The following is a 21,553-nucleotide window of genomic DNA, read 5'->3' on the forward strand; positions in this document are numbered from 1 at the left end:
ATCTACAATCGATTAAGGCCGCACTTAAGCCTTGATATGAAAACACCTGAAGAGGTGCATAAAAAAGCCAGCGCTGAATGGGCGCTGGCTTAGTTAAAAACCGTCAACTTATTTTAGGACGGCACAGATTGCTGATATATCAACGAATATCAAATTCCGCTTCACAGCTTTTAAAGTAAGAGATTAGACTTTCATGCTTCGGCAGATCCAACTCAATGCCAAACATATAACCACTTTGAATAATATTGAGATGCTTAATCTTACCGCTAAAGGTGCGATTATTTCCTAATCCTAATACCGTTACTTTTACTTTTGCGTCACTGCCGCCTGGGGGCGCTTCCTTTGAATGGATCCCGACCCCTTTAGGACTGACATTTATCACCATGATATTGACCGGTTTGGCGAACATACCACCCAATCCCGCAGGCTTAATCTGCGCAGTGATAGTATTCCGGAGTTTATAGCGGGTCTCTCGACGCCGTTCCTGCTCGTCACTCATGCAAAAACCTCTTGATATATAGCATAAATGTATCATCAAACAGGCGACTAGCAAGTAACTGTTCGCTTTCCTTCACTGTTTTTGCGCTCGAGAGCAGGCTTAACAGACAAATAACTGTGCGAAACCGGAGCAAACACGACTCAGGTCAGTGATAACTACTTGGCTTTGCCACAAACTGTGGTAGTGTAGCCTGTTGACGCCGCGTGTTAACAAGGTGTTACAAGGCTAATAGATAAACGTGGTGATTTCGACATCCAGTCGGTCAACCATATATAAGTTAAAAACAAAAGACAGGAAGGAGTACCCATGGCCCTAATAGGCAAACCACAGGCCGACCCGGTATTGGAGTGGTTCCTTTCCCACTGCCATATCCACAAGTATCCGGCAAAAAGTACGCTGATCCATGCTGGCGAAAAAGCTGATACCTTGTACTACATCGTTAAGGGTTCAGTCGCGGTACTGATTAAAGATGAAGAAGGCAAGGAGATGATCCTTTCCTACCTTAATCAAGGCGATTTTATCGGCGAACTCGGTTTATTCGAAGAAGAACCAGAACGTACGGCGTGGGTGAGAGCTAAAGCACCATGTGAAGTAGCAGAGATCTCCTATAAGAAATTCCGTCAACTGATTCAGGTTAACCCTGAAATCTTGATGCGACTTTCAGGTCAGATGGCTGCCCGCTTGCAGACCACCAGCCAGAAAGTAGGTGATCTTGCGTTTCTGGATGTTGCAGGCCGCATTGCACAAACATTGCTTAACTTGGCAAAACAGCCGGATGCGATGACCCATCCTGACGGCATGCAGATCAAGATAACCCGTCAGGAGATAGGCCAAATCGTTGGTTGTTCTCGTGAAACCGTGGGCCGCATCTTAAAGATGTTGGAAGAGCAAAACCTCATCCATGCACACGGGAAAACTATAGTGGTTTTTGGCACACGCTAAACTTCACTTGTGTGAATACAGAAAAGGCAGCCTCAGGGCTGCCTTTTTGTTGTCCTAAGAGCAACACCTAACGCACGTCTGTACTTTCAAAAATTTTATCCGCTGAAGCTGCAACAAATCCGGTATAAAGCTCACCATTAGCCATAGGATAGCGCAAGGCAAACTCATAGAAGCAGCTAGGAACCAGTCGCTTACCGTCACTAAATAGCACGCTAGCCTGATCAGCCAAGGTTGAGGACTGCTCCAACAGCACCCCAGGAGAGCCTTTTATCTCACCGCCACTGCTATTAAGTGCAAAGCCTGCTTGTTTTAGAGCCTCATTAACAGATGCGAGTGTAGGGTAAGCGGGCAAATGATTTACTGACACAGTGAAGTGGTTAGCACGATAGCCCCAAGCGGCCATCCAAGCCGCGTACTCGCTCTCAGCCAGTAAGCTTTTGTACTCCTGCAGTGAGCATTGCCAATGACGGCCAGAATAGAGAAAGTCATCGTTAGTCACCACGGACTTGTCCATCTGCGCAGCCAACGCCTCTACGATCTGCTGCAATTCCGGGGAACACTGTTCTACTAGCAACTCACTGATAAACACCTTCGGCAAAGCAGGATCGAGATGCTCGAAGTGCCGGGCAAACAGCTTCTTTCCAACAAATTGATACTCTTCCTTGGCTTCGTATCCAAGTGTAAGAAAATGAGCGGCAAGAACATCTAAACCAATACCTGGCAGATTAAAGGTCCGCAGTGCAATATGATCGTTGATGATCTCACCCTGCTGTCCCAACAGGTTATGTATTTTTTCTGCCGACGGTGTCACTTGCAGGTAGTGCTGCCACAAACCGTCAAACAGGGTGGTTGCTTGTTGATGCATTGGGCACCTCAACTCTTATTTTAGGATTACAAAGGATAGCGGGGCCAGATTGACCCCTACTCATTAAACTTTCACCAAGCAGGCTCAGTCGATGGTTAGTCCAGGGCTTAATTTATCTGGCATAGAGATCTGCTCGACCTCCACAGAGGCCACCGGATAAGCACAATAGTCTGCCGCGTAGTAAGCACTGGGACGATGATTGCCACTGTCACCTACACCGCCAAAGGGTGCCGCACTGCTAGCGCCAGTAATTGGTCGGTTCCAATTCACGATCCCAGCACGGATGCGATTGTAAAACAGATCATAGAGATCTCGGCGGTCACTCAGCAGCCCTGCAGATAAGCCATAACGGGTATCATTCGCGACTTCTAAGGCTTGCTCAAAATCATCGTAACGGATCACCTGTAGTAACGGACCAAAATATTCATCATCCGGTAATCGCTCGATCTGACTCACTTCAATGAGTCCCGGGGTAATAAAGCCGTTCGCACTATCGCCACGTTGCATCATCACGAGTGACTTACCACCCATGGCAATCAGTTCTTCCTGTGCTTGCATCAAAGCATCAGCCGCCGCAGGCGAAATAACTGGCCCCATGAAAGGTTGCGGCTCATCCTCCGGCCCGCCGACTCGGATCAACTCGACCGCCTTGATAAGACGCGCCAATATCTGATCCCCTTCACCGCCTTTTGGCAGGAATAGACGACGAGCACAGGTACAGCGCTGGCCGCTTGAGATATAGGCTGAATGGACAATGTCATGCACCGCGGCTTGCGGGTCGCTGACATCTTTCACCAACAACGGGTTGTTCCCCCCCATCTCTAGCGCCAAGATCTTTTCTGGTTGCCCACCAAACTGCTGATGCAACAGCTTGCCTGTATGGGAACTTCCGGTAAAAAACAAACCATCAATACCGCGATGGCCAGCCAGGTGCTTACCGGTTTCAGCAGCCCCTTGCACCATATTGATCACACCGGCAGGAAGACCAGCGGCATGCCATAAGTTAACCATTTCCTGACCAACCATAGGTGTCTGTTCACTGGGCTTAAAGACAATACAGTTGCCAGCCAGCAAGGCCGGAATAATATGCCCATTAGGGAGGTGCCCGGGAAAGTTGTAAGGCCCAAAGACGGCCACTACTCCATGGGGCTTGTGGCGAATAACTGCGCGACCTACTGGCATCGCTTTCTCGACGGTGCCGCTGCGCTCTTCATAGGCTTTGACAGAGATCTCGATCTTCGCCAGCATCGCTGCGACTTCGGTACGCGTCTCCCACAACGGCTTGCCGGTCTCTCTGGAGATCACCAAGGCCAATGATTCTTTCGCGCCAGCAACTTGCTCGCCAAATTGACGAATAATGGTCAATCGATCCTCGAAGCTACGCTGCGCCCACTCAAACGAAACAGCACGGGCGCTACTAATAGCCACATCAATCTGCGCAGAGTCTGCCATATTTCCCTGCCAAACCACTTCACCCGTCGCCGGATTGATAGAGCTAAACAGCTCACCACTGCCCGCTAACCATTTGCCATCGATGTACTGTACTTTCTCTGTCATTATTATATTCCTCGTGGCTTACTTCACGGCCAGTACTCGCAGAGGATCCCCCTGCTTTACACATAAAACATCTGCAACCTCAGGCGATATCACTATGGCGCCGGTTTCATCATCGAGCACGGCCTCAACCAAGGTACAGCGATACTGAGCTAACTGGGTATTCGCGATCATATACAGCGAACCTTTGTCGACCTCTGCGAGCAACGCATGCCGACGCTGGGAGCTACGCACACTGCGGATCTGGCTTAGTTCAGCCTCAACCGTTGGCCCAGCGTCGAAGATGTCGACATAACCTTTACACCTAAACCCCTCTGTTTTCAGTAGCTGCAAGGCTGGTTGTGTTTTCTCATGAACACGACCTATCACCTCTTGCGCCGCTTTACTCAGCAAGTTGACGTAAATAGGGTACTTCGGCATCAATTCGGCAATAAATACTTTTTGACCAATACCCGTGAGGTAATCGGCGGTTGGAAAATCCATGGAGAAAAAATGCTGTTCTAACCATTGCCAGAAAGGTGAGCGGCCATGTTCGTCGGACACTCCACGCATCTCTGCGATCACAGGGGCACCAAACAGCTCTGGATGCTCGGCCATCAGTAACATTCGGCTACGAGACAGCAAACGACCTGCCAAGCCTTTACGGTGGCTCTCACGCAGGAATAGCGTACAAAGCTCGGCCGCCCCCGTGTAGTCATTACACAGAGTCAGCGTTTCCACCATATTATGGATCTTCAATTCGCGGGAAGAGTGCACCACTTGCCCAACATGGTAGTGATAAAAGGCATCGGTCAAGCCAACACACGCCTCAATGCCACATGTGCCAACCACATCGCCGGATTCGGTGTCTTCCATCACCATCAAGTAACTTTCCGCTCCCGGTTTATGAGCTCGACGGGAGAAGGAACGAACAGCTCGAGTGATCTTAGATCGCAGCAACTCTTCATTGACAGGCAAGGAGGTAAAACCGATCCCCGATTCGCAGGCGATTTGATAAAGCGACGCATAGTCCGATTCTCTAATAGGACGGATCACTAACATAGCTATACCTCCCTCTATATCCCGGCTATCAAGCAGTCACGATCTTAGCAACAGCGCGCTCAAATCGAGCCAATCCCTCTTTTACGTCGGCTTCGGGAATAATCAATGACGGGGTAAAGCGCAGCACATTAGGTCCTGCCACCAACATCATGGTGCCCTCTTCGACAGCCGCCATTAAGAAGTCTCGCGCACGACCAGCGTACTTTTCGTTTAATGCCGCGCCGACCAACAGCCCTTGACCACGAATTTCAGCAAATACCTGATGTTTTTCATTAATTTGATTCAGAGCATCACGGAACCACTGTTCTCTCTGCTTAACACCCGCCAGTACTTCAGGCGTATTCACCAACGAAAGAACCGCCTCACCCACGGCACAAGCCATCGGATTACCACCATAGGTGCTACCGTGAGTCCCGACTTTCAGGGAAGGCGCTAATTTATCTGTGGTGAGCATGGCTGCGATAGGGAAGCCGCCACCCAATGCCTTCGCGGTAGTCAGCACATCAGGTGTCACTCCCAGCCCCATATAAGCGTATAGCTCGCCAGTACGACCAACCCCTGTTTGCACCTCATCAAATACCAGCAGTGCATTAAATTTGTCACATAGCGCTCTAACGCCCTTAGCAAACTCAGGATCAGCAGAAATAATTCCACCTTCCCCTTGCAGCGGCTCCATCATCACGGCGCAGGTACGATCAGAAAACAATGCCTCCAGCGCTGCCAAATCGTTATAGGGGGAATGCTCAATCGCACCAGGCTTAGGGCCGAAGCCATCGGAGTAAGTGGTTTGCCCACCGACTGTGACAGTGAAAAAAGTTCGGCCGTGGAAGCCCTGTTTGAAAGAGATAATTTGGTCTTTTTCTTCACCAAAGTTCTCAACGGCATAGCGGCGCACCAACTTCAGCGCTGCTTCATTCGCCTCTGCACCTGAGTTGGCAAAAAACACCTTGTCTGCAAAGGTTGCTTCCGTGAGTTGCTTAGCGAGTCGCAGTGCTGGCTCGTTAGTGAACACATTGCTCAAGTGCCAAAGCTTGTCTGCTTGCGCCTTCACCGCGTCAACCATGGCTGGGTGACAATGACCCAGACAGTTCACAGCGATGCCACCCGCGAAGTCGATATATTCCCGTCCCTCTTGATCCCAAACCCGTGAACCTGCTCCCTTAACTGGGATCATCTTCGCAGGTGCATAGGTGGGCACCATTACTTCATCAAAAAGGGCTCGAGAAACGTTCGACTCTGACATATTTTGGCTCCTATGGCCGAGAATTTGTGAAGGCACATTGGCTATTCATTGCTCAATATCAATGCAGCCGAGCCTACTCTAATGTAACCGCATTATTACCAATGCGAACAACTAAGGGAAATTTTGATTAAACAACGAATAAACATGCAAAATAAGCACTAGAGACCCAATTTAAATGCATAGTTATTGCATAACAAACTCAATCTATGGCTATGCACGCGCTTTTTTAAGATTTTGCCGTGTTAATTCCTGTAGATCGTCACCTGAAAAACCGTACTGTGCCATTAACTTTACAGCCTCATCGAGCTGTATCCGACGCTGTTCATTCAAGCATAGATACTGGCTATAACAGCTAGCAAACTTCACGATTCGAGCGTATGGCGAGGTGAGTTTCCACGGCAACGAACTATGCAGCTCTCGGCTGACTGTAACACATGTTTTACATTCAGGAGAAATCTGCGGCAAAAGCGCTTTCGTGATCACTTTCTGGTAACGGGAAAATTGCCTTTTGAGCATGGTAGCAGGAAGATCTAGCTCGCTAAGCACTTGATGGATCTCAGGTTTAGCTGTCAACCTTGCCTGTTGCATGTGATGCTCACACAGTGCCAGAAAGATCTGCTTAATCAACCTCAATAGCGTCAGCGAGCCGTAACTGTTGACCCAACTTAAACGACCCGCGAGATAGGGATCTAACCCCTGCTTCTCTGCCAAATAATGCGCGGCATTCGCACTAACCAGCGCATGTTGCCAAAGCCGCCGAGCAGAATTTGCGAAAGGTCGATTATCATCCGGCAACATCTGTTCACATAAATGTCGTGCTAACAACTGCTTCAAGCGTTCTTGACCAAAGCTTGCCAGCGCATGGGGCAGGTCAACTATTGGCGTCGTAATTGCGTGGCTTTGCTTGAATAACGGCGAATTAACCGTGGCGAGCAATTCTCGTGTCAGCCAGGACAGCTGCCGTAGCTGCTGCTCCAGGTGGGATGTTGGCGCATCAAGCGCCAACATGGCTAATGACTCAGTGAGCTTGGGATTGATCGGCAGTTGCTGAAGCACAACCGGCCAATCACCAGTGAGTAATTCTGTCAATTTCGCTTCAGTTTGGGCGGTGATCCGTTGCACTAAGGTTGCCCTCAGCATCTCTTTCTGCGCCAGTCGCTGCGCATGCTGTTGTCGACGCTGCTGATCAATAGCCAGTCCCTGCAGCTTGACCTGCTGTTCATCACTAGACTCAATGAGCTCAGAGGGGGTATGGAAAGGGATGCCACAAAGATAATCCAAGTGACGCTGTTCGAGGATATGAGCGGATCCATTCAGATCTAACTCGGTCTCATGGTCGCAGGTTTGTGATGATTGAGAATGAAAACGCCCCCGCGACGGCGTTGTTGCTGATGCCATTTAGATACTCAAGGGATCAATAATCGTCTCTCATATTCTAACGGCTTTCCTTATGAACACCCGCCTAACAATGAGTAAATGTGATGCCAGCGAAATACACCAGCACCAAAAGCAAGCGCAGTAGCTAATTCAAATCGGGGAGCAGGATGGCGCGTAACGCGTTAAGAAGTTATCCAGCAGTTCATGCCCTTGCTCACTGAGAATGGATTCAGGATGAAATTGCACACCTTCCAAAGCAATATCTCTATGCCTAACTGCCATCACCTCATCCATCTTGCCATTGCTGTCGCAAGTCCAGGCGGTCACTTCAAGGCAGTCGGGAAGGCTCGCAACGTCCAGCACCAACGAATGATAGCGGGTCACTGTGAGTGGGTTCGATAATCCACAAAAGATCCCTTCGCCACGATGGCTAATGGCACTGGTCTTGCCGTGCATCATCTGCCTGGCAAGAGTGACTGTCGCACCGAAAACTTGCCCCAACGCTTGATGACCTAAGCAGACACCCAAGATAGGCAGCTTACCGGCAAAGTACTCGATAGCCGGCAGCGAAATACCAGCGTCATCAGGAGTGCAGGGACCCGGGCTGATCACCAGATACTCTGGTGCTAGCGCCTCGATCTCAGCCAGCGTTATTTCGTCGTTACGAACCACCTCGACCTGCTGGCCGAGCACCATAAAATACTGCACCAGGTTATAGGTAAACGAATCATAGTTATCGATCATTAACAGCATCTATCTCTACCTACTCTATAACCGCCTATAGACTCAACCCTCAGTATAAATCTTAAGGCAAAACCGACGTGCGCCATACGCCAAGCAATCGTCTGAAAAGAAAAGGGCTGCCTTCAATGACAGCCCTTCTATTGCGGTAACAATACTTTAAGGACGAGCGACTAAACCGACGCGCTCATACACCGTTTTTAAGGTCTCAGAAGCGATCGCTGATGCCTTCTCTGCACCTACCGCCATTATCTGCGTCAATGCCGTTTCATCTTCACGCAGCTCTTTATAACGTTGTTGGATAGGCGTCAACATCGAGACCACAGCATCGGCAACGTCTTTCTTCAAGTGGCCATACATTTTATCTTCGTATTGCGGCACCAAACTTTCCACGGATTCTCCTGTCGCGCAGCTCAGCAATGTCAGCAGATTGGATACACCTGCTTTCTCTTGCTGATCGAAATAGATCCGCGCCTGCTCATCAGAATCGGTCATCGCCCGTTTAATCTTCTTCTCGATCTTCTTTGGTTCCTCTAACATCAAGACAAAATTATTCGGGTTATCATCTGATTTTGACATCTTCTTCTCTGGCTCCTGCAGGCTCATGATCCGAGCCCCCACTTCGGGGATAAAGGGGTCCGGTACGACAAAAGTATCGCCATGAAGATTGTTAAAACGGGTCGCGATATCGCGAGTCAGCTCTAGATGCTGTTTTTGGTCATTGCCCACAGGTACTTTATTGGCTTGATACAGTAATACATCTGCCGCCATCAATACCGGATAACCAAACAAGCCCACATTGATATTGTTGACATTTTTCTGCGACTTATCTTTAAACTGAGTCATTCGATTCAGTTCACCCATCTGCGTATAACAGTTCAATATCCAAGCTAACTGAGCATGCTCTGGCACATGTGACTGGACAAACACGCTGCTCTGTTGTGGATCTAAACCACAAGCGAGATACAACGCCATACCATCAAAAGTACGCTCGCGCAGCAGCGCTGGCTCTTGGCGGACCGTGATCGCATGCAGATCCACCAGCATGAATAAGCACTCATGATCCTGCTGTAACTTAATCCAGTTACGTATGGCGCCAAAATAGTTACCAATGGTAAGACCGCCGGAAGGCTGCGCGCCGCTAAGGACGATGGGTTTAGACATGTGAATGTTCCTGCAAATGCTTTGAAAAATTAGTTACACGGATTCAGGCACAGATAATAACAGCGCCGAGAGCTCCGCTAGTTGATTAAGTACCCGGTCCGGGTTGCAAAGAGCGATATCTTCCCCGTAGTTGTAGCCATAGGTCAAGCCAATACTCGGGCTCAAGGCTGCTTTTGCGGCTTGAATATCATTCCTAGAATCTCCCACCATCAGTAACTCAGTGGCGGAGATATCAAAATGCTCGGCACAATATAGCAACTGATCGGGACTCGGTTTTTTCTGTGGCAGCGTGTCACCACAGACCACCAAGTCAATCAAACCTGACAAGCCGAACTGTTGGACTAACGGTAAGGTAAACTCAGTCGCTTTATTAGTAACAATAGCCAGTTTCATGCCTGCCGCTTTCAACGCCATCAACACGGCTTCTACATCAGGATATAGCGAGCTAAAGCGGTGTAGTGCGTTGGCATAAAACAGCTTAAACAAGCCCAACGCCTGCTCAACAAGTTCTGGCTCCAAGCGAGTATCAACATTGAAACTACGGCTGAGCGCACGCTGCACAAGGACTTCAATACCATTCCCGATCCAGCCCGTTACCTGTCCTAGTGACACCGGTTCACGGCCAAGTTCAATCAGCATCTGGTTAACCGCATAGTGCAGGTCCGGTGCGCTGTGCAGCAGCGTACCATCGAGATCAAATGCAATGGCACGGATCTGACGAAAGGACGACGGCATTTAAACGGTGGCCAACTTCTGACGGAATTGGCCGACCACCTCGTTATAGTCACCTTGGCCAAAAATGGCTGAACCCGCAATAAACATATCTGCGCCAGCTTTGGCGATCTCGACAATATTGTCCTGTTTCACGCCACCATCGACAGCTAAACGAATATTCAGGCCACGCTGCTCTATCTGCTGTTTCACCGCTTCGATCTTAGCCAGCGTTGCAGGAATAAATGCCTGCCCGCCAAATCCAGGGTTAACTGACATCAATAAGATAAAGTCCAAACGGTCCCATACATAGTCCAACACCTGCAATGGCGTTGCCGGATTCAACACCAACCCGGCCTTACAACCCTTGTCTCGGATCAGTTGCAACGAACGATCGACATGCTGGCTCGCCTCCGGATGAAAGCTAATCATACTCGCACCCGCATCGGCAAACTGTTCGATCAGCTCATCTACCGGTGACACCATCAAATGCACATCGATTGGCGCAGTCACGCCATAGTTTCGCAATGCCTGGCAAATCATCGGGCCGAAAGTGAGATTCGGCACGTAATGATTATCCATCACATCAAAATGCACAACGTCCGCCCCCGCCTCAAGCACATGGGTGACCTCTTCACCTAAACGGGCCAAATCTGCAGATAAGATAGAGGGAGCAAGTAGATAAGGTTGCATGAGTGGTTTCTCGCCGAGCTATTAAGAGAGACGCAGTGTACTAAAAAGTAGGCAGTTTTTCAGCTCCAGTTTTCGCGAAGGATGCACTCAATTAAAGCGCCGCACCAAAATAATGCACTGATAAATGTTTTGTAAAACTAATGCACCATGATGTTACAAAAATTGATATCCCTTCCCGCGGCACCAAGGCCAAAAACCATATTAACCATTACTTTTCATAGCCTTAAAAAAACTGGCACGATGATCGCTTTAACCACAGCGATAATTCCAAACCCAGGAAAATACTAAAATGAAAAAAGCACTTTCTTTAGCTATCAGCTCAGTTTTGGGTGTTGCAGCACTCGCTTCTACTAACGCATACGCCATCGAAGGCTTGTCAGCCAACGCTAGCGTAACTAGCAACTACTTATGGCGTGGTGTGACCCAAACTGATGACGGCGCAGCCGTACAGGGTGGCATCGACTATGAACATTCTTCAGGTATCTATGTAGGTACATGGGCATCAAACGTAGATTTTGGTGGTGATGAAGTAACCGGACTCGACGCATCTTACGAAGCAGACTTCTACTTCGGCTACGCAGGAGCAGTTGGTGACTTCGGTTATGACGTAGGTTACATCTACTATGCATACCCAGACGACAGCGCTGAAATCGACTTAGGCGAGGTATATGGTTCTGTTAGCTATTCTTACTTCACCGTAGGTGCAGCAACACTGGTTAACTCTGGCGATGACGCATTCAGCGACGGCCAGGATGATGACTGGGTTTACGTCTATGCTGACGCCGCTTTTGAAATTTCAGAAGGCTTAGAGCTTGGCCTACACGTAGGTAACTTCAGCGGTGATTCTGCAGAAGATTGGTTTGGCGACAGCTATACCGATTACAGCGTAAGCTTGTCTAAAGGCGGCTTCGGTCTGTTGGTTTCTAAAACTGACATCGACGGCGGCAACTTAGACGATGTTAAAGTTGCTGTTTCTTACGCTGTTGACTTCGATCTGTAAGAACAACAGCCGTAACATAAACGCCGCCATCCGGCGGCGTTATTTCTTGTCACAGCATACACCGCTCAAAATTTAACCTTTATTTAACACTCCAAGCATAGTTTCCCTTTATTAGCAGTGGTATATTTGTTTGTATCTCTGTCAGGGAGGCAGTGAAATGATTCGTTCGAAGATCTTTTTATCAAGTGCAGCAACCGTAGTTTTAAGCTCTATTGTTGCTTTCCATCAGTGGCCCACTAGTACAAGCCTGGGTGACGCATGTTCCTGCGAAGCAGAGAGCATTACTTTTGACGCCAGCCTTCCGGTCAGCCACCCTGCAAACCGCTGCTCATTGCAAAACAAAGCATCAAATGAAAGCTGGTGGGCATGGTTAGCTGGCGATAGTCGTTCGGCAGAATATCACTTCATCGATCTGCTTGAACTCCTATCCCGTTCGAATACTACTGATAAGCCTATCTCGCCGAAAGAACCCCAGAGCTAGGGTTGAATTGCAACTCCCGAAGAAGATATCAGTTCACCCGTTGCGAGCCATAAGAGCGGTAGTATCGGCTTTCTTTGGCGTGCAGAGTGAAGCGGCGAGAAAACAAGATTTTCAGTACCACAATCCGGTGCCATTTATCATTGCTGGCATCGTTATGGCATTAATGCTGGTGCTAACGCTGATAGCTGTCGTTAGCTGGGTACTAGATAAATAAGCCTATTCCGCGACTAACCGCCCTTCGTAAAAAGCAAGCAACTCACTTACCTTTTGCCGCCCTGACCCATTACGACTGATAGTACGCTTAACACGGACTATATCTAAATTAGCAGGAGCATAAAGTGCTCGCGTCTCGGTTACCTCATGGTTACTAATTAATACGGGCACCCCGTTTTTTGAGGAGACCTCTTGTGCTACCAGCGCCAAAGACTCCTGCTCGGCGCGATTGAATCCAGCACCATGATAGGAGGTAAAGCTGGCAGTGGGGCTAAGTGGCCAATAGGGAGGATCGCAGTACACGACATCGCCTGGCCCGGTAGCCCGCATCACCTCGGCGAAAGGCATACAGGTAAACGTGGCTCGTTTCGCTTTCTCAGCAAAAAATGCCATCTCTTTTTCTGGAAAGTATGGGCGCTTATAACGACCAAAAGGCACATTGAAAGCACCTTTCTTATTGTAACGACAGAGCCCGTTATAGCCGTGACGATTCAAGTAGAGGAAGAGTCGCGAACGCAATTCAGGATCAGCACTCTGATTAAACACTTGTCGCCAATGATAGTAAGCTTCTGGCGTATTATGCTGCTCTGAAAATAGCGGTTTCACCGCAGCAATAAACCTATCTCCCTGATCAGCTAGGAGCTGATAAAGACCAATCAGATCAGGATTAATATCGTTTAATCGGTAATTTTTATAATCAGAGTTAATAAATACCGAACCAGCACCTACAAAAGGTTCTACTAAGGTATCACCTGAGGGTAAGCGCCGATTGATCTCTTCAACTAACCCATACTTTCCGCCCGCCCACTTTAGGAAAGCACGCACTTTACTACTCACTACGCACAGCCCCCTGCGCTTCTGTTATATCCGCTTGCACAGCTGCAACACTTTTTGTCCAAGGCTTTAAGGCGCGCAGATCTGCCGAAGACGCTTGCAGGTATGCCGTAGCTTCTGCACGAGTAGCAAAGTTCCCCAAGATAAGCACATGACGAGGCAGCCCCTTCTTGGTCACAATGTACTCGAGAATATCATCCTTCAGTAGCGCAATTTCTGCTCGCTGGTAAAAACGTGCAAGAACGGCTTCGTCAGAAAATACACCTAGTTGCAGTGTGTAATGCGCTGTTGGCCACGCAGATATGCGCTGGCGAACTTCCGCATCTTCTTGCGTCACCGGCAAAGCTACGAACTTTTTTTCATCTGTCTCAGGGGTGACATCCAAGCTCGCCTCAGGAATCACTGTGGCAGGGTCGGTCTCCTCTGCACCTGACTCATCGCCATCGCTTTCCTCGGTCGAGATCGGCGAGACGGAAGGAGATACTGGCAGCAGGTTCTGCTGTTCAGCCTCAATCAGCAGCTCATCGGGGATCTCGATTACCACATTTTGACCACTTGGCGGCGCAGCTTCAATTTCCACTGGCGGTTCGGTCAATTCAGCAGGCAGTAACTCATCGGCACGCAATATCGGGTTCTCTGCCGGTACAGAAGGCGCTTTTACGACCTCTTCTCCAATTGCCTGATCAGATAGCTTTTCATCGTCAGGTAGCCGTTCAGTTACAGGGCGAGGTTCAACGCGTGGAGAAGCATCGTCGGGAGATGGCTGGAATTCCCACAACAACAAAGCGATAAGCAGCGCAGTGACCAACCCCGCTAGCACTGCATGTTGCCACGGAAATGCTGTTTTCTTCACACCGCCTCCCTTAATTTTTGTTGCCAGCGCCATAACGGCGGCAGGTGATTTTGCTAATGCAAGATGACGTTCAATCGCTTCGTTGTTGAGCAGCATAGATGGCTCTGCCGCGAGTAATTCAGATAGAAAATGGCGGCGTTCCTCCATCGGCAAAGGTGGCATAGCCACCTCTACGACGCCATCACCAACCAAACCGGCCAGTGACAGGTTAGCTGAGCTATCTATGGAGCCAATCACCGATAATTGATGCTTTCCATCACGGCGAAAGGTGATAATTAACTCAGCAATTTCCTGCCAAACTTCATTGCTGAAAAACTGGCAATCGTCCAACACCACTAACATTCTTTGCGGTTCATCAGGCAACATCCGCAATAAACTATCAGACAGGGGATCGGCTTCATCAAACAAGGGATTAGTGATCAGCTGCGTCAGTATTTGGTGGCGATAGTGACAAACATCAGCGTCCGATTGGCACTGAACGAAAGCATGATTAGTTGTGGTGTCGTGATTGGTGACATAACTGAGCAGTGTCGTACTTCGACCACTACCGGTGCTACCTTTTAGTAGCACAATATTTGAATCGAATTCGACGAGAAAGCCTAACCGCTCGTGCAGCTGCTGTTGTGAGACAAACAATTCGCCTTCACTGTGTTGAACGTTTTGCAAACACACCCCTCCAATAGGGTATAGGCGTCATTACGCCAGCACTGAACGCAACACGGCCTCTTCGACATCGTCAAACATCGCACAGCGACCTATTCTCTCTGGCAAAATAAGCCGGAGTTTACCTTGCAATACCTTCTTATCACGCTGCATATGCGTCATAAAAGAATCGAAGTCCATCTCAGCAGGAGGAACGACAGGAAGGTCATAAAGTCGAATGAGTGCGACTTGCCGTTGATACATAGCTTCATCAATCAAACCGAGCGCTAATGATGTTTTTGCGGCTAACACCATGCCCACTGCCACTGCCTCACCGTGTAGCCATTGACCATACCCTTGTTCAGCTTCTATCGCGTGACCAAATGTATGTCCCAGATTAAGTAGCGCGCGAACACCTTTTTCTGTTTCATCAGCGGCAACGATATCCGCTTTTATCTGACAACAACGTTCGATCGCATAACGCAAAGCCTCTGGCTGTAACGCCTGCAACTCGTCCGCATGTTGCTCTAACCATTCAAAGAAGGGCTCATCGGCAATGATACCGTACTTAATCACCTCGGCCATCCCTGCTGCGAACTCCCTTGCAGGCAATGTCCCTAAACAGAGGGTATCGATAAAAACTGCTTGAGGCTGATAGAACGCCCCAATCATATTCTTTCCTAAAGCGTGATTAACGGCTGTTTTACCACCAACAGAAGAATCGACCTGTGAAAGCAAGGTCGTTGGTATTTGAATGAACGGCACCCCGCGCTGATAGCACGCGGCGGCAAAGCCCGCCATATCGCCAATAACTCCTCCACCTAGTGCAATAACCGTGGTGTCACGCCCGTGGTTTCCTTCAAGCAACGCGGTAAACACCTGATTCAAGGTATCAAGGGTTTTATACGATTCACCGTCAGGTAGAACCACAGAAGCAACTTTCTTGCTGGTCAGAGCGGCTTCGAGTTGCGCCAGATAAAGCGGCGCTACAGTCTCATTGGTGACAATCATGACACGATCACCACGCACATATTTGACCACAGCACCAGCGGCTCGAAAAGCCTCTGGAGCAATAGTAATGGGATAACTTCTCTCACCCAATACAACTTGAAGGACGCTCATATCCTGCACCACTATCTTAAAAACCGAGTTCCTTGATAATTTGATTTGCTACGACACGAGCACTTTGCTCATCAGTCTTCACAGTCAAATCGGCGATCTCGCTATAAAGAGGGTTTCTGACATCGGTCAGATCTTCTAACGTCTTACGTGGGTCGTCGGTCTGTAATAAAGGCCGACGCTTATCACGCTGCGTACGCGCATACTGCTTATCAATTGAAGTCTCGAGATAGACAACGATACCGCGAGCAGATAACTTATTTCGGTTCTCTTTACTCATGATCGATCCACCACCCGTTGCAAGCACAATGCCTTGCAACTCTGTTAGATCATTAATCACTGTCTCTTCTCGAGCGCGAAAGCCTTCTTCACCCTCAATATCGAACACCCAAGCGATATCAGCGCCTGTGCGACTCTCAATCTCGCTATCAGAATCATAAAATTCTAGGTGAAGTTCTTGCGCCAAATGACGCCCAATCGTACTTTTACCAGCCCCCATGGGGCCTACTAGGAATATATTTCTTTTTTCTGCCATTGCCGTCTACAGCCGATTAAACAGAGTGAAACCTTGGTCTCTCCTTAAAGAGTTAAGGACCCGCGAACAATCTACCATTATCTCAGGAACAGTACCCCTTTGGCAATTAAGATCAAAAAAGGGGAGCAAGCTCCCCTTTTTAAGCTAACTACCAGTTAGAAAGTTTCAGTCACAATCCTTGGTGTTACAAAGATCAGGATCTCTTTCTTCTCATTGGTATCGCTGGTGTTTCTGAACATCCAGCCTACGCCAGGCAAGTCACCAAGCAGCGGCACTTTACTGACCGCACGCTTAATTTCCTGCTGATAGATACCACCAAGAACAATGGTTTCCCCGTTATTGACCAAAACTTGCGTGCCAATTTCCTGGGTATTAATTGCCGTCGCTAGACCAGTACCAGTAGGTACAGTATCGCCTTTGGTATCCTGAGTAATAACCAAATCGAGAATAATACGGTCATCAGGCGTAATGTGTGGTGTAACACGTAGCGCTAATACCGCTTTTTTAAAGGTCACAGATGTCGCACCAGAAGAAGACGCTTCCACGAATGGGATCTCTGTACCCTGTTCGATATACGCAGGTTTCTGGTTAGCCGTCGTGATACGTGGACTCGCAATCACCTCACCCTTATTTTCGCGCTCTAAAGCTGAGAGCTCTAAGTCAAGGATGGTACCATCCGCCAGTTTTGCTACCTGGAATGCGATACTACCGGCTGGTGACGCGACAGGAAGATTTACATTCAAGCGGTCAGCTAAGTCAGGAACAATACCTGCTGCTGCTGCATCAGCCCCCTCAAGGGTGCCGGACGTTGCGCCATCATCGAATGTATCTGTGATACCCCAGCGAATACCTAAGTCTTCCTGAACACCATCGCTAATGGTTACCATTCGCGCTTCAATCATCACCTGCTTAACCGGCACATCCAGTACATCAATCATACGACGGATATCTTCCAAACGTTCCGCGGTATCACGAACCAACAAAGTATTGGTTCGTTCATCCATTGAAACAGCGCCACGCTTCGATAACAGCGAAGAATCAGAAGAGGTAATAATCGCAGTCAATTCCGCCGCTTTAGCATAGTTAACCTGAATATATTCAGAGTACAGAGGCGCCAAGTCCTTAACTTCACGCTCCGCTTTTAATTCGTTAGCTTCACGTACCGCCAGCTCCTCCGAAGGTGCAATCATCAGAATGCGTCCCTCTACTCGCTTACCAAGGCCTTTAACCTTCAAAATAATATCAAGCGCTTGGTCCCAAGGCACACCGTCTAAACGAAGTGTAATATTGCCATCCACAGAATCAGTGGTTACAAGGTTGAATCCGTTGTAATCAGCAATAATCTGTAAAACAGTACGCACAGGAATATCCTGGAAGTTAAGCGAGATAGGCTGACCTGCGTATTGGTCTGACACATCATCTTCGTCTTCCGAGATGGGGGAAACAGTCAAGGTAAAGAGATTATCTAATTGATAGTAGTTGTAGGTATAGTCAGTTAATGGTTCGACCATAAACTGAGTATAGTTTTCCCCTTTAAATGTCTCGATGGTTTTCACTGGCGTATTAAAATCAATAACATCCATCATGTAGATCAGTTCTTTCATGATGTCAGTGTTATGGAATTCAACGATCAGCTTCTCACCCTTTTGAGTCACATCCACCGCAGCAGATTGGCCTTCAAGGTAAACAAGAAACTGACCTTCGCCTTCCGCCCCACGTCGAAAATCGAGAGCATTAATTCGATTAAGGAAAACGTCATCAGGCGTCGGCCCAGCAACGACTTCATTACCAATGCTGATAATAAAGGAGTTACCTTTCCGCTGGGTACGATAAGGACGCAGGGATTTTAGCCCCACCACCATTTTCATACCACGGAAACCTTCCTGAATACTCAAGCCACGAACATCGGCCTTATCAATTGGGATACTACGCAGATCCAGATCTGACGTGACGTCAGGAAATCTAAACTCAATCTCTGTCGGGCGATGGTTCACCCGACTCTCTGGATCTTCAACCGGCGCATCGAATACAAGTTCGATCTCCAGAAGATCTTCCACGACCGCGTTATAGCGGATGTCCTTGAGTTGCGCTGCATTCACTGCACTTGGCGTCAGCAGCAGGCATAAGAACAGTGTTACTAGCCTATTAGAAATCACGGCTCTCAACTCTCCCGAAGTTATCGACCCAACAACTTGGCCTAAATGCCTCACCGTCCGTTCACTAAACATATCCGTTCCTGAATTCTACTTATTATTCCGCAAGTGCCACATCGGTGTAGCGCTCTACCCAACAGCCTGAGCCGTCAGGGATTAACTCGATAAGATCTAAACCATCACGGCGCACTTGCGTCACCAATCCGAAATAGAGCCCCATATGATAACCGGCTCTCACACGGAACAAGCCTCCGTCATCAGTCTGCATCAACGCCCAAAGACCTTCGGCATCACCAACGGTGCCCTTCATTGTCAGATTATCAATCGCATAAGCTTCCAAAGGCTCTTTAATACGATTGACATCAGGTGTTAAGCAATCTTTTACTACTTCAACCGCTTCTACGATAAGCTCAGGCTGAGGCGCCACAAACGGGCTTCTCAATTCACTCGCCACGTAATCTTCATGCTGAAACGGCGCAACTTCAGGCATAGGTTCCACGTAACCTGACTGCGTCGCTTTAACGGAGGAAACAAACTCCTGTAGATCGCTAATATCGTCTCCGCAACCATAAAGTCCCGCACTAACCAAGGCGAGCAATGCTAACTTCTTCATTACTGAGCCTCCTTGTAGCGGTATGTTTTAGCCAAAATACTCAGCTGCAACTTCGACTCATCTATACGCTTAATAGAAAAGTCATGGAGACTAACAATTCGTGGTAATGCAGAGACATCTGACACGAAGTCACCAAATTGGTGATAGTCACCCTCAACAACGATCGCGATAGGCAGCTCGATATAAAATTCCTGTGGCCGCTCGGGTTCCCAGTTAATGTTAACGAACTCGAGGCCATGGGTAGTGCCGACATAGGTAATATCGTCCAACAGACCCGGTGTTTCATGGCTTAGCGGCAAGATACGCAGCAAGTTTTCAAACGTTTCTTCCATCGCTTTCATCTGCTCACGGTAGGTTTTCACCCGGGCAGCTAAATGATATTTAGAGCGAAACTGTTCCCGTAATTCAATTTCACGAGCCTGCTCTCGCGACAAATCGTCGAGCTGATCACCGATCATGAAGTAATAAAACAGGAAGCAAGTAAGAACACCAACAATCCCTATGAATATGGCCTTAACCGTAGAAGGCCATTCGCCCATATTGTTAAGGTCCAACTCATTGAAATCGATTTCATTCAGCTCTTTCAAGTCAAATTTCATCGTTTAGCTCCCCTCTGCTTAGCGTCTTCAGCAACAGGTGCTGCAGCTTCTTTGATACGAAGACGCATTGAGAAGCTCTTCAACTTCGGTTCTTTCGGATCTGCCTGAATCGATTGCAAGGTAGGATCAGTCAACCAACTTGAATTCACGACACGGCGCATCAAATTAGAAAGGTGGTTATTAGACTCGGAGCGCCCAACAATCTGGATATTGCCAGACTTGCGGTCAAGTTCCGTCATATACACACCACCAGGCACCGATGATGCTAATTCATTAAATACCCGCGTCACCATATTCCGGTTCTTCTGCAGGTCGCTAATCAACTTCATACGTTGTGCCAGTTCAGATTTTTTCTTGCGCAGCTCTTTAATCTCTGCAATCTGACGATCCAGAACTTGAATTTCCTGCTGTAGATAAGCATTTCGATGACGTTGGCTGTCAATGACACCATCAACAATTGAGTAAACGCCATACATCAACAAAACACCCGCAAAGACAGTCGCTCCGAGCATCGCCGTGAAGGCACTTTGACGACGCTTGCGCGCCTCTTCGCGCCAAGGAAGGAGGTTTATATGTGCCATTGGCTAAAGCTCCTTAATGCTAGGCCGCAGGCAACAGCATATTTTGCTGCATCCGTTGTAATCGCTTCAGGGGCAATTTCTTCAGCCAATGTCATACCGCTAAAAGGGTTAGCCACGATGGTTTCCACACCTAACTCATCTGAAAGCAGTTGCACAATACCTTCAAGCTGTGCGGTACCACCGGCAAGAACTAAATTATCGACTTTATCGTAACCACTTGAGGTCGAAAAAATCTGAATAGTTCGTCGCAGCTGTTGAATTAACGATGTTTGAAACGGCGCCAACACTTCAAAAGTGTAGTTACGTGGAAGTTCGCCTGTTAGTTTCGCCGTTTCCGCTTCGGCATGTTCCATCCCGTAATAAGACATCAACGACTGAGTAAATTGCTCACCACCAAAGGCTTGCTCTCGGGTATACACAACCTGCCCATCTACGACAAAACTAAAGGTTGTCATATTTGAACCGATATCGACCACCGCAGTAACACTTTTCTCAGAGTAGCCTTCGAGCTGCCCCACCATCAATTCGACGCTGCGGCCCAGCGCGTAAGCCTCAACATCGATCACTTTAGCGCTGAAATTACCCTCTTCAAGAGCACTAACACGCGCTTCAACATTCTCTGTGCGAGAAGCGGTCAACAATACGTCTGCTTTGGTTGGATCTGCACGATTGGGACCAATGGTCTCGAAGTCTAAGCTCACTTCATCCAATGCGTACGGAATTAAGTTATCTGCTTCAATCCGGATCTGTTCTTCCATCTCATTGTCAGACAGAGCCGCATCCATGAAAATCACTTTAGTCATGACGGACGAGCCACTGACAGCAGCTGCCGCCAGGCGCACTTTTCTGTCAAAACGTTTGCGAAGTGTTTTAATCACTCCGCCAACAGCCTCGATGTCCTGAATCTCGTGATCTACAACCGCCCCTTTTGGTACCGGCATCTGAGCCACGCCATCCAATCTAAATCCGTCTGTTGTTTTAGATAACAACACGGCTTTGATTGAATTCGAGCCAATATCTATGCCGACCATCGGGGGGGTTTGCTGTTCTAAAAAGCCCTTCAGCATGACCCCTCGCCAAACTCCCTGAAAATAGAAAGA

At 48.4% G+C, this 21,553-nt stretch carries 23 protein-coding genes; 4 read left to right on the forward strand and 19 right to left on the reverse strand.

What is annotated here, in order from left to right:
• Positions 1 to 139: 139 nt before the first annotated feature.
• The gene (locus tag DU002_RS16655) at positions 140 to 499 is read right to left on the reverse strand and encodes a PilZ domain-containing protein (RefSeq protein WP_158538110.1); all 360 of its coding nucleotides are present in this window, start codon (positions 497 to 499) and stop codon (positions 140 to 142) included.
• Between the two features lie 306 nt (positions 500 to 805).
• Here DU002_RS16655 and crp point away from each other — a divergent pair, with 306 nt between their 5' ends.
• On the forward strand, positions 806 to 1,441 hold the full coding sequence (crp, locus tag DU002_RS16660) for a cAMP-activated global transcriptional regulator CRP (protein ID WP_114339581.1): 636 nt from the start codon (positions 806 to 808) through the stop codon (positions 1,439 to 1,441).
• A 67-nt stretch (positions 1,442 to 1,508) separates the two neighbouring features.
• Here the strand turns inward: crp and DU002_RS16665 are convergent, their stop codons facing one another.
• The 9 genes from DU002_RS16665 to rpe form a co-directional block, all read right to left on the reverse strand.
• On the reverse strand, positions 1,509 to 2,306 hold the full coding sequence (locus DU002_RS16665; RefSeq protein ID WP_114339582.1) for a DUF1338 domain-containing protein: 798 nt from the start codon (positions 2,304 to 2,306) through the stop codon (positions 1,509 to 1,511).
• Between the two features lie 84 nt (positions 2,307 to 2,390).
• Entirely contained in the window at positions 2,391 to 3,863 is a 1,473-nt protein-coding gene (astD, locus tag DU002_RS16670; protein ID WP_114339583.1) for a succinylglutamate-semialdehyde dehydrogenase, read from the reverse strand.
• An 18-nt stretch (positions 3,864 to 3,881) separates the two neighbouring features.
• Positions 3,882 to 4,901 (reverse strand): arginine N-succinyltransferase, encoded by a 1,020-nt coding sequence (gene astA / locus DU002_RS16675; RefSeq protein WP_114339584.1) that lies wholly within the window; start codon positions 4,899 to 4,901, stop codon positions 3,882 to 3,884.
• 28 nt (positions 4,902 to 4,929) lie between these two features.
• On the reverse strand, positions 4,930 to 6,144 hold the full coding sequence (locus tag DU002_RS16680; RefSeq protein ID WP_114339585.1) for an aspartate aminotransferase family protein: 1,215 nt from the start codon (positions 6,142 to 6,144) through the stop codon (positions 4,930 to 4,932).
• Positions 6,145 to 6,354: 210 nt separating this feature from the next.
• Complete coding sequence (locus tag DU002_RS16685; RefSeq protein ID WP_114339586.1) at positions 6,355 to 7,542, reverse strand: HDOD domain-containing protein; 1,188 nt, start codon at positions 7,540 to 7,542, stop codon at positions 6,355 to 6,357.
• 129 nt (positions 7,543 to 7,671) lie between these two features.
• Positions 7,672 to 8,274 (reverse strand): anthranilate synthase component II, encoded by a 603-nt coding sequence (locus DU002_RS16690; RefSeq protein ID WP_114339587.1) that lies wholly within the window; start codon positions 8,272 to 8,274, stop codon positions 7,672 to 7,674.
• A 147-nt stretch (positions 8,275 to 8,421) separates the two neighbouring features.
• Entirely contained in the window at positions 8,422 to 9,426 is a 1,005-nt protein-coding gene (trpS, locus tag DU002_RS16695) for a tryptophan--tRNA ligase (protein WP_114339588.1), read from the reverse strand.
• Positions 9,427 to 9,459: 33 nt separating this feature from the next.
• Positions 9,460 to 10,161: a phosphoglycolate phosphatase gene (locus DU002_RS16700; RefSeq protein WP_114339589.1), complete on the reverse strand. Its 702-nt coding sequence runs from the start codon at positions 10,159 to 10,161 to the stop codon at positions 9,460 to 9,462.
• Positions 10,162 to 10,830 (reverse strand): ribulose-phosphate 3-epimerase, encoded by a 669-nt coding sequence (gene rpe / locus DU002_RS16705; protein WP_114339590.1) that lies wholly within the window; start codon positions 10,828 to 10,830, stop codon positions 10,162 to 10,164.
• A gap of 289 nt (positions 10,831 to 11,119) precedes the next feature.
• Here rpe and DU002_RS16710 point away from each other — a divergent pair, with 289 nt between their 5' ends.
• From DU002_RS16710 to DU002_RS16720, 3 genes are all read left to right on the forward strand, one after another.
• Positions 11,120 to 11,830 carry a TorF family putative porin gene (locus DU002_RS16710; protein ID WP_114339591.1) on the forward strand — a complete coding sequence of 237 codons (711 nt, stop codon included), beginning with the start codon at positions 11,120 to 11,122 and terminating at the stop codon, positions 11,828 to 11,830.
• A 157-nt stretch (positions 11,831 to 11,987) separates the two neighbouring features.
• The gene (locus DU002_RS16715; RefSeq protein ID WP_114339592.1) at positions 11,988 to 12,311 is read left to right on the forward strand and encodes a hypothetical protein; all 324 of its coding nucleotides are present in this window, start codon (positions 11,988 to 11,990) and stop codon (positions 12,309 to 12,311) included.
• A gap of 40 nt (positions 12,312 to 12,351) precedes the next feature.
• Complete coding sequence (locus DU002_RS16720) at positions 12,352 to 12,525, forward strand: DUF2970 domain-containing protein (RefSeq protein WP_233496531.1); 174 nt, start codon at positions 12,352 to 12,354, stop codon at positions 12,523 to 12,525.
• A 2-nt stretch (positions 12,526 to 12,527) separates the two neighbouring features.
• Here the strand turns inward: DU002_RS16720 and DU002_RS16725 are convergent, their stop codons facing one another.
• From DU002_RS16725 to DU002_RS16765, 9 genes are all read right to left on the reverse strand, one after another.
• The gene (locus tag DU002_RS16725) at positions 12,528 to 13,361 is read right to left on the reverse strand and encodes a Dam family site-specific DNA-(adenine-N6)-methyltransferase (protein WP_114339593.1); all 834 of its coding nucleotides are present in this window, start codon (positions 13,359 to 13,361) and stop codon (positions 12,528 to 12,530) included.
• The gene (locus tag DU002_RS16730; RefSeq protein WP_147271889.1) at positions 13,354 to 14,877 is read right to left on the reverse strand and encodes an SPOR domain-containing protein; all 1,524 of its coding nucleotides are present in this window, start codon (positions 14,875 to 14,877) and stop codon (positions 13,354 to 13,356) included. The genes DU002_RS16725 and DU002_RS16730 overlap by 8 nt, the downstream gene beginning before the upstream one ends.
• A 30-nt stretch (positions 14,878 to 14,907) precedes the next feature.
• Entirely contained in the window at positions 14,908 to 15,975 is a 1,068-nt protein-coding gene (aroB, locus tag DU002_RS16735) for a 3-dehydroquinate synthase (protein ID WP_114339595.1), read from the reverse strand.
• 16 nt (positions 15,976 to 15,991) lie between these two features.
• Entirely contained in the window at positions 15,992 to 16,507 is a 516-nt protein-coding gene (gene aroK / locus DU002_RS16740; protein ID WP_114339596.1) for a shikimate kinase AroK, read from the reverse strand.
• 155 nt (positions 16,508 to 16,662) lie between these two features.
• Entirely contained in the window at positions 16,663 to 18,735 is a 2,073-nt protein-coding gene (locus tag DU002_RS16745; RefSeq protein WP_114339597.1) for a type IV pilus secretin PilQ, read from the reverse strand.
• A 22-nt stretch (positions 18,736 to 18,757) separates the two neighbouring features.
• A complete protein-coding gene (locus DU002_RS16750; RefSeq protein WP_114339598.1) occupies positions 18,758 to 19,273 on the reverse strand; it encodes a pilus assembly protein PilP in 516 nt (171 codons plus the stop codon).
• Positions 19,273 to 19,872, reverse strand: a complete 600-nt coding sequence (locus tag DU002_RS16755; protein WP_114339599.1) for a type IV pilus inner membrane component PilO — start codon at positions 19,870 to 19,872, stop codon at positions 19,273 to 19,275. Before DU002_RS16755 ends, DU002_RS16750 begins: the two co-directional genes overlap by 1 nt.
• On the reverse strand, positions 19,869 to 20,453 hold the full coding sequence (locus DU002_RS16760) for a PilN domain-containing protein (protein WP_114339600.1): 585 nt from the start codon (positions 20,451 to 20,453) through the stop codon (positions 19,869 to 19,871). The genes DU002_RS16755 and DU002_RS16760 overlap by 4 nt, the downstream gene beginning before the upstream one ends.
• On the reverse strand, positions 20,441 to 21,520 hold the full coding sequence (locus DU002_RS16765; RefSeq protein ID WP_114339601.1) for a pilus assembly protein PilM: 1,080 nt from the start codon (positions 21,518 to 21,520) through the stop codon (positions 20,441 to 20,443). The genes DU002_RS16760 and DU002_RS16765 overlap by 13 nt, the downstream gene beginning before the upstream one ends.
• Between the last annotated feature and the right edge of the window lie 33 nt (positions 21,521 to 21,553).

The sequence above is a fragment of the Corallincola holothuriorum genome (genome assembly GCF_003336225.1).
Lineage (GTDB): Bacteria > Pseudomonadota > Gammaproteobacteria > Enterobacterales > Neiellaceae > Corallincola > Corallincola holothuriorum.

Coding starts and splice junctions, on each gene's coding strand:
- aroB (WP_114339595.1), bottom strand. CDS start 15,975: ATGAGCGTCCTTCAAGTTGTATTGGGTGAGAGAAGTTATCCCATTACT.
- crp (WP_114339581.1), top strand. CDS start 806: ATGGCCCTAATAGGCAAACCACAGGCCGACCCGGTATTGGAGTGGTTC.
- DU002_RS16690 (WP_114339587.1), bottom strand. CDS start 8,274: ATGCTGTTAATGATCGATAACTATGATTCGTTTACCTATAACCTGGTG.
- DU002_RS16680 (WP_114339585.1), bottom strand. CDS start 6,144: ATGTCAGAGTCGAACGTTTCTCGAGCCCTTTTTGATGAAGTAATGGTG.
- DU002_RS16765 (WP_114339601.1), bottom strand. CDS start 21,520: ATGCTGAAGGGCTTTTTAGAACAGCAAACCCCCCCGATGGTCGGCATA.
- astA (WP_114339584.1), bottom strand. CDS start 4,901: ATGTTAGTGATCCGTCCTATTAGAGAATCGGACTATGCGTCGCTTTAT.
- DU002_RS16760 (WP_114339600.1), bottom strand. CDS start 20,453: ATGGCACATATAAACCTCCTTCCTTGGCGCGAAGAGGCGCGCAAGCGT.
- DU002_RS16715 (WP_114339592.1), top strand. CDS start 11,988: ATGATTCGTTCGAAGATCTTTTTATCAAGTGCAGCAACCGTAGTTTTA.
- DU002_RS16750 (WP_114339598.1), bottom strand. CDS start 19,273: ATGAAGAAGTTAGCATTGCTCGCCTTGGTTAGTGCGGGACTTTATGGT.
- DU002_RS16685 (WP_114339586.1), bottom strand. CDS start 7,542: ATGGCATCAGCAACAACGCCGTCGCGGGGGCGTTTTCATTCTCAATCA.
- DU002_RS16655 (WP_158538110.1), bottom strand. CDS start 499: ATGAGTGACGAGCAGGAACGGCGTCGAGAGACCCGCTATAAACTCCGG.
- DU002_RS16700 (WP_114339589.1), bottom strand. CDS start 10,161: ATGCCGTCGTCCTTTCGTCAGATCCGTGCCATTGCATTTGATCTCGAT.
- trpS (WP_114339588.1), bottom strand. CDS start 9,426: ATGTCTAAACCCATCGTCCTTAGCGGCGCGCAGCCTTCCGGCGGTCTT.
- DU002_RS16745 (WP_114339597.1), bottom strand. CDS start 18,735: ATGTTTAGTGAACGGACGGTGAGGCATTTAGGCCAAGTTGTTGGGTCG.
- rpe (WP_114339590.1), bottom strand. CDS start 10,830: ATGCAACCTTATCTACTTGCTCCCTCTATCTTATCTGCAGATTTGGCC.
- DU002_RS16665 (WP_114339582.1), bottom strand. CDS start 2,306: ATGCATCAACAAGCAACCACCCTGTTTGACGGTTTGTGGCAGCACTAC.
- aroK (WP_114339596.1), bottom strand. CDS start 16,507: ATGGCAGAAAAAAGAAATATATTCCTAGTAGGCCCCATGGGGGCTGGT.
- DU002_RS16710 (WP_114339591.1), top strand. CDS start 11,120: ATGAAAAAAGCACTTTCTTTAGCTATCAGCTCAGTTTTGGGTGTTGCA.
- astD (WP_114339583.1), bottom strand. CDS start 3,863: ATGACAGAGAAAGTACAGTACATCGATGGCAAATGGTTAGCGGGCAGT.
- DU002_RS16755 (WP_114339599.1), bottom strand. CDS start 19,872: ATGAAATTTGACTTGAAAGAGCTGAATGAAATCGATTTCAATGAGTTG.